General features: G+C 38.3%; 6 protein-coding genes and 1 pseudogene. 4 read left to right on the top strand and 3 right to left on the bottom strand.

Annotated features, from left to right (window positions below; translation table 11 throughout):
- Window positions 1–262 (top strand): annotated as a pseudogene (locus VLZ86_RS10865) (hypothetical protein); the annotation flags it as partial.
- Between the two features lie 463 nt (window positions 263–725).
- Here the strand turns inward: VLZ86_RS10865 and VLZ86_RS16320 are convergent.
- Window positions 726–956, bottom strand: coding sequence for a hypothetical protein (locus tag VLZ86_RS16320; RefSeq protein WP_414652553.1), 231 nt, complete (start codon window positions 954–956; stop codon window positions 726–728).
- 681 nt (window positions 957–1,637) lie between these two features.
- Here VLZ86_RS16320 and VLZ86_RS10870 point away from each other — a divergent pair.
- Window positions 1,638–1,778, top strand: coding sequence for a hypothetical protein (locus tag VLZ86_RS10870; RefSeq protein WP_325451209.1), 141 nt, complete (start codon window positions 1,638–1,640; stop codon window positions 1,776–1,778).
- A gap of 280 nt (window positions 1,779–2,058) precedes the next feature.
- Here VLZ86_RS10870 and VLZ86_RS10875 read toward each other — a convergent pair whose 3' ends face one another.
- Window positions 2,059–3,552: a potassium/proton antiporter gene (locus VLZ86_RS10875; protein ID WP_325451211.1), complete on the bottom strand. Its 1,494-nt coding sequence runs from the start codon at window positions 3,550–3,552 to the stop codon at window positions 2,059–2,061.
- A 506-nt stretch (window positions 3,553–4,058) separates the two neighbouring features.
- Between VLZ86_RS10875 and VLZ86_RS10880 the strand changes: the two genes are divergently transcribed.
- Window positions 4,059–4,919 (top strand): hypothetical protein, encoded by an 861-nt coding sequence (locus tag VLZ86_RS10880; RefSeq protein ID WP_325451213.1) that lies wholly within the window; start codon window positions 4,059–4,061, stop codon window positions 4,917–4,919.
- Window positions 4,920–5,470: 551 nt separating this feature from the next.
- On the opposite strand, the gene VLZ86_RS10885 is transcribed toward VLZ86_RS10880, so the two are convergent.
- A complete protein-coding gene (locus VLZ86_RS10885) occupies window positions 5,471–6,049 on the bottom strand; it encodes a Crp/Fnr family transcriptional regulator (RefSeq protein WP_325451215.1) in 579 nt (192 codons plus the stop codon).
- Between the two features lie 620 nt (window positions 6,050–6,669).
- Between VLZ86_RS10885 and VLZ86_RS10890 the strand changes: the two genes are divergently transcribed.
- The coding region (locus VLZ86_RS10890) for an iron chelate uptake ABC transporter family permease subunit (protein WP_325451217.1) at window positions 6,670–7,298 on the top strand (629 nt) is incomplete at its 3' end.

Raw genomic sequence — 7,298 nt, forward strand, 5'->3', positions numbered from 1 at the left:
TTCTATTTTTATACATGAAGGATTTACGCCACGTACCATTCATGAAACACCTTTTGCAAGCACCGCGATTAAATTAGTGGAAAGTGGATTTGGACTTACCATTGAACCCGTTAACAGTCTAAAAGGCTATAAGGGAATAAAGTACATTGAATTGGATCAACTGCCTCAAAAAGTAGAAAATGTAATGCTATGGCTACCAAGCACTGAAATATCTTTTCCGGATATAATACAATTTATGCAAGATTTCTCTATTGATGGCTAAATATCTATTCCCTTAATTTCAGTATTAGTAGTATTTCAATAATCTGTTCTGCTCCCTCTCTAGAACTTCCTTGTCATGCAACTTGATCTTTGCTTTCATAAATCTGCCATTTAGGTAAAATTATATGAGTACATAAAGTACTCCAAAATTAAAACGCTTCATTTTTAGGAGAGTACATATCAAATGCCATAAATCGGTTAGTGCATGCGTAAATACATTTTTAAAGCAAGGCTTTAAAATCACATAATTTAGAACTTAAGTCAAATGAAAAAATGCTTAAAGATATTCCTAAAAACAAAGTAGAGTAATAACCTTCTATTATTTTTAAAAATTTACAAATATAAAATTCAAAATCATGGATGGCTCTGTCATACGTTTACCATGAAAATTTAGTTCAACGTCGCCTCCCATATTATTTTGCATATTTGATAATTGACATATTAAACGTAAAACAACTATGCTTTTAAAACCAAACCGAACCAAACCGTGTGTACTGAACAGGCGGCTCAAGCGAATGCTTTAGATCTTCAGCGGCAGTGCGTCGCCAAAAAGTATCCTTAAGTAATTTCTTGCCTATGAATACCAATTCAGCTCGACCGATTTGGAGAATTTCTTCTGCTTGTTTACCTGTTGTGATGAGGCCAACAGCGGCCGTCATTATCCCAGTTTTCTTTTTAATTGTGGATTGTTGCAGGCTGCTCTCATTTCATTTAAATCCATAGATCTGAAAGCAGTATCGCGGCAATCAAAAGGTGCTAAGGCTATCTTTTCCAGCTTTGTTTTTTATTTAATACATGGAAATATTTTAAAAATGTTTTTTAGGTTTCTTTATTGGTTATATATAAAAATGTATAGAACGTTTCCTATAACGTCTGTGACCTATCGATGTAGGTCGTAAAAGCTATGATATATAATCCTATTTTTGATTAAATGTCTTAGGTGCGAAAGAGACGTGATCAATCGTCTCTTACCTGGATATCAATGGACGATCCCGATTACAATGGATTACCGGAATAACGGAAAAACAACCCGGCATCGTCTGAAACTCAAGAAAATAAAGAAGTTGAAGGAATATCGCAGTAGTTGGATTAAAACCTTCTGACGGAAAGGTGAGGATAATGGATTTAATTTAAAAAAGCGCTGGGATGAACAAATACAAGAACATATACCGCATTTCCTCTGCACGCCTGGCCAATTGGGATTATGGGACTAATGCTACATATTTTATAACGATTTGCACAAAAGATCGTATTTGTTTTTTCAGAAATGTTCAGAACGGGGAATTGATTTACAATCAGTCCGGACACAGCGCCCAAAAACTTGGGATCTAATACCAATCCAATTTCTCTATATCCGTTTGGAAAATTTTGTAGTTATGCCCAACCACGTTCACGGCACATTAATAATTGATGGAAATGTTGAGGGTGTGGATGTTCATAATGATGGGGATGGACGGGGTGTTGGGGTGGTTGGACGAACGACGGCGGTGGGATGGGCGGCGACAAAAACCCAATGATTCACAACAATATTTCCCATGTTATCCGATGGTACATAGGGCGAAGCACCACTGAAATTCGCAAAATCGACCCGCCATTTGGGTGGCAATCCCGATTTTATGATCATATTATTCGAAATGCTACTTCCTTCCAAAGAATATCACAATACATTTTGGACAATCCACTATAATGGAGTGCCGATACATTTTACCGAGAATCTTTATCTAAATAATCTGTGTTTGGCCATCAACCTTTGGTGCGGGAAATGGTATCTATGCAGAAAAATAGAACACCAAATAATCAATACGGCATTCCCAAACGATCATAAGTTTCTCGAAGGGCAGTATAATCATCGGTGATTACCAGCAACATATCGTCTGCCGCCAAACTTGTTTTCCCATTGGGGACAAAATATTTGCCATCGCGTTTTACCATTACCACAATGGTTTTTTCGGGAAGTTTCAGATCCATTAAGTAATGGCCGTCCTTAAGGGCATTTTCGGTAACCTTGATTTCCGAGGTAACCGATTTTATTTCGTCGGAAAACTCCACGTCAAAATCGTGAAGATCTTTGGTTTTATCCGGTTTATCGGCCAGTCCCAGCCACTTGGAGACCAATGATAGGGAAGTGCCCTGTACTATAAGCGAAATTAAGGTGCAGAAAAATACAATATTGAATATTAGCCCGGCCTGCGGAATTCCGGAAGCCAATACAGTGATGGCAAAAATAATGGGCACGGCGCCGCGCAGGCCCACCCAAGAGATGAAGGTTTTATCTTTTATAGCCATTTTCGGAAATGGCAACAGGCATAGAAACACGCTCAACGGGCGGGTAATAAAAATCATTATAAAACTGATGATCAAACCTGGAACAATTATAGGAATCAGCTCTGAGGGATTTATAAGCAAACCCAATGTCAAGAACATCAACAGCTGGCTCATCCACGCCATGCCGTCGAAAAAATTTAAGGAAGATCGTTTGTGGACCACCTGCGAATTGCCAATTACAAGACCGCCGATATAGACGGCTAAGTATCCGTTTCCCTTAATAAAATAAGTTATGGAAAAAATAAATATGCAAAAAGTAAATATTAAAATGGGATACAAGGACTTGTTATCTATCCTAAGATGGTTGTTGGTAAAAACGGCCAATTTCCCACCAACAAAGCCTGCGGTGCCGCCGATGATCAATTGTAAAAACAGATTGCCCACGGCCAACCAATAATTGGGTTCCGAATCCATCCCAATCAGGGAAATTAGGGTAATGGTAAGAACATAGGCCATCGGGTCATTACTCCCGCTCTCCAGCTCCAGCATGGGTTTTAGGTTGTTCTTTAAATGAAGGCCCTTGGATCGCAAGATGGAAAACACCGAGGCCGAATCTGTTGACGACATTGTGGAGGCAAGCAACAAGGCGGTTAAAAACCCTACCCCGGCCGATTTCATAGTGGCGCCGAAGACATACCAGACGGCAACTCCGGTAAAAAGAGCGGTTAAAAGTACCCCAAGGGTAGCCAGAATAACCCCTTGGGAAAGAATGGGTTTGATATCGGAAATCTTGGTGTCCATGCCACCGGAAAAAAGTATGATACAAAGGGCAACGGAACCGATGGTCTGCGCCACTTGAATATTGCTGAAATCTATTCCCAGCCCATCACTTCCAAAAGCCATACCCACAACCAAGAACAGCAATAGAGCGGGAACACCAAATTTATAGCCAGCTTTCCCTGCTAAAATACTTAGGAAAAAAAGAATGGAGAGGGTCAATAAGACCGATTCAACTGCTAATTGCATATTGCTTTATATATGAAAGAAGGAAACCTCCATGTTTTACGCAAATATAATGTGTTTCAGTCTTGAGTGGCTATTTTTTTGAGACCATCTATAAAAAGGACAGGAGAAACCAACATTTTTTTGGAATCGTGTTTTCATAAAAAAATGATAACCAACGGAAAAACAGACATATTTTTGGGGATGCTCTCTTTTTGCTGCCATCACTAAATCTTTTATGGTACTACGGCATTGACCAATTGAATAAGCCAAGAAGAAAAACTTAGGTATTTGCCTAAAAAGACTATTTTCTTTCGGAAGAAAACGGTAATAAGAAAGGTTTGGCACAAATCACGGCACTAAAAACCATTAGAGAAACCTTAAATCTATAGTGAAGAATACATAAAGCATAGCAATACGATATCAGCAATCGTTGTTTAATCCATATTTGCCATCTACCTATCTATTTAAAATTTTTAAATTTGTAAACGTAGCAAGATGTAATTTTACTTCAATTTAAAACGATTTTTATGCCCATAAACCTCGATGATCTCGGTAATTTTGATAATTTGGAGGATTTGAACAAGATCCTTGAAAAAAGAATGAAGGAACACAATAGTATCGCGGCTCCTGGTTTTGATGGTCTTTCGCCGGAAAGGATGGCTGCCTTACAAACCTCCTTTCCGGAAAATCATCCAAAGAGTCCATTAGTGAAGAATTACCTTAAACCTATGGAGCTGGCCCAATGTCCCTTGCTCATGCAACTGCGATTTTTAATGGAAAAATTACGGGGCGGCAAAGAAATCAAACTTACAAGAACCGGTGCACTGCCCACCGCCGTGGTCAAGGAACTTTATGAACAGGGCCATCTAAAAAATTATTGGATAGAAAACGGATACTCAAAAGTAAATAGGGAAGGTGAGATTATGGAAGTCCTTATCACACGTCTGTTGCTGGAAATAAGCAGTCTGGCCAAAAAAAGGAACCACAAATTAAGTCTGACCCGAAAAGGTGAAAAAATTATAGATGATGGCAATGCAATCTTGGATGAACTGTTGCAAATATTGTTGTACAAGTTTAACTGGGGCTATTTTGATGGCTATGAATCCGAAAATATTGGGCAGGTGATTCCCGGGTTCAGTATCTATCTCATTAAAAAGTATGGCGATGAGGAACGGTCCAGCAAATTTTATGCGCAGAAATATTTTGAGGCCTTTCCCCACCTGCGCGGAAACAAGAATGATTTTAACTGCTATAAATCCCGTACCTTTTCCCGCTACTTCAAATTTCTCGGACTGGTGAAAATTCCCGATAAGACCCTTTTCGACGAGGAGATGATGGTGGCGAAGACACCTTTTTGCGATCTGCTTTTTTCATTACAGAATAAATAAACCTTCCATTTATTTGCTCTTACCATTGGTAGTTATTAAACCATACTGTTTTCAAAACATTATAAAACTTAAAATACGAATAAGAATGGGACCAGTATCTCTGAAGCATGTCAATTAATATGGGCCGGGTATTAAGTTCGAGATGCACAGGAGGCTTTTCAGTATAGTCCTTTGCAGTAAATGTCAGTTTTTCATAAACCGAACTGGTTAATATTTCGGTAACGGACAAAAACAGTAATGCCCAAGAACTCTCATGACAATTACAACTGAAGCTTTTCAGAGTCATTCACGAATTGGTAAACAATATTATCAACCTTGCGGCCATACGAAATATCATCAATTCTGAATATTCAGAGTACCGCATTGACGAGGTGGAAATGTTGAACAATTAAATCCAAATGTCGCATCCAGAAAGGTCTTCAGGATTCGAGGCTTTTGAAGTTATTAATTTATATTTCTACAAATTTACAAGTATAATAGCCTTAGTACAATGATCTATGATAAGAAATGAGGGTGATCTATGTCAATTAGCACAGCTATTGACAAGCAGTTCAGCCAGATGCCATTTGACTACGAAGCCGGCTTAAGGTCTCCCGGGTCACTCCAATATAAGATGCTATCATATGTTGTGGTACTCTCTGGCTTATATCCGGAAAATCCTGAAGCAGTTTAATATAGCGTTCTTCGGCCGAGATCGTCATAGTATTCATTAGCCGTCTTTGGGTTGCGATTAAATTATTTTGAATGAGAACCCTAAAATACCGTTCAAAAGCAGGAACTTTCTCCAGGAGAAGATCCCAAGAAGGTTTGGTGATCAAAAGAAGCTGTGAATCCTCTAAGGCTTCAATGGTGTATTCTGAAGCTTCATCGGTAAGAAAGCTGTAAAGGTCTCCAACCCACCAGCCTTCCATTGCAAACTGCAGGATATTCTCGTTCCCTTTTTCATCTATGGTAAAACTCCGCAACAGACCTTTTCCCACAAAAGTTGTATAAATGCAGGTATTTCCTCTTTCCAGCAATAACCTCTTTTTTCCCAATTGTTTCGGAACAAAAAGCGTCTTTGCATATTCAAATTGTTCATCGGTGATGTCGATGGTTTCATTTATTTTTTTATGGAGAAATTCAAACATTGCTTAAGTCTTTAATATAAATCTTGCCAGCTATCAAATATGTGGTTTTCCAGTGGAATTCTGTAAATTTAAGCATTTTTAACAAAGAGCATCTTCTAAAAATTGCAGGTAATTCATATATAATTTTCATTTCAAAAAAGAGAAATACCTACAAGTAGAGTAACAACTACGACCTGTATCAATATGGCTGGAAATTTTATCGATTAAAACGAAAAATCACTTTTATACAACAAGGAAAGATCCAGTCTCTTGGCTCTTTTGCAAGAAATCTTTTGCTTAAGAAAAGGAATGGGTACAGTGCTTTTAAAAATATAATTTCATTATCGCTACAGTTTATGGAACTGCAACAGAATGGTGCCCTTTGTAGCACAACTATCAAGAAGAATTAATTTTGCCCTTTCTGAAGCAGGTGGAGTCATTTGTATTCTGAAAATCCAAAACTATCTTTTTTAAGATGGTTTTTCTAAAATTCAGCTATTCCATACTTGAAATGGATATGATTTTTTGAAGTTTATAAGGGTGCTGTAAGGGCTTGGATGATTATATTTTTATTCAGCCTATTTAGACTTAAACTAAATAAGAATAATTTGTATCTTTGCAAGTCCATTAAGAATGAAGCATTGAAAAGAAGTTATTCAACCCGTATAAAATCCCCCTTTACTACTGCTCAAGGTCAATCCGGCCCAGAAAAAACTGTGGTTTTGACCAAACAGTCCTTTAGAAGGCTTGCTTTGTTTTTCGCCCTGTTGGCTACCAGCGTCTTATCTTTATTTATCGGTGTAGCCGATCTTTCCCTAAATGACATTCTCAATGCCGATACAGATAAATTGTTTATTCTGTCTGTTAGCCGTTTTCCAAGGACCATTTCTCTGGTCTTGGCAGGTATAGGATTAAGCGTTAGCGGATTGATTATGCAACATCTCACCCGAAATAAATTTGTGTCACCCACCACAGCCGGATCGCTGGAAGCTGCACAACTTGGACTCTTGCTGGGATTTATTTTTTTCCCGCTCGCTGGAATGGTTTTAAATACTTTTCTGGCTTTTGCAGTTACTTTTATCGCAAGTTTGATTTTTTTGAAGATTGTGGATAGCATCCGCGTCCGCAATATAATCTTCGTTCCCCTAGTAGGTTTAATGTTCGGGGGAATATTACATTCTGGAGCTACTTTTCTGGCGGTAAACTATAATATCGTGCAGGATATGAATGCTTGGATGATGGGAGATTTTTCTGGAATTCTTGCCGGGCG

It is taken from the genome of Gelidibacter sp. (assembly GCF_035515035.1).
GTDB lineage: Bacteria > Bacteroidota > Bacteroidia > Flavobacteriales > Flavobacteriaceae > Gelidibacter.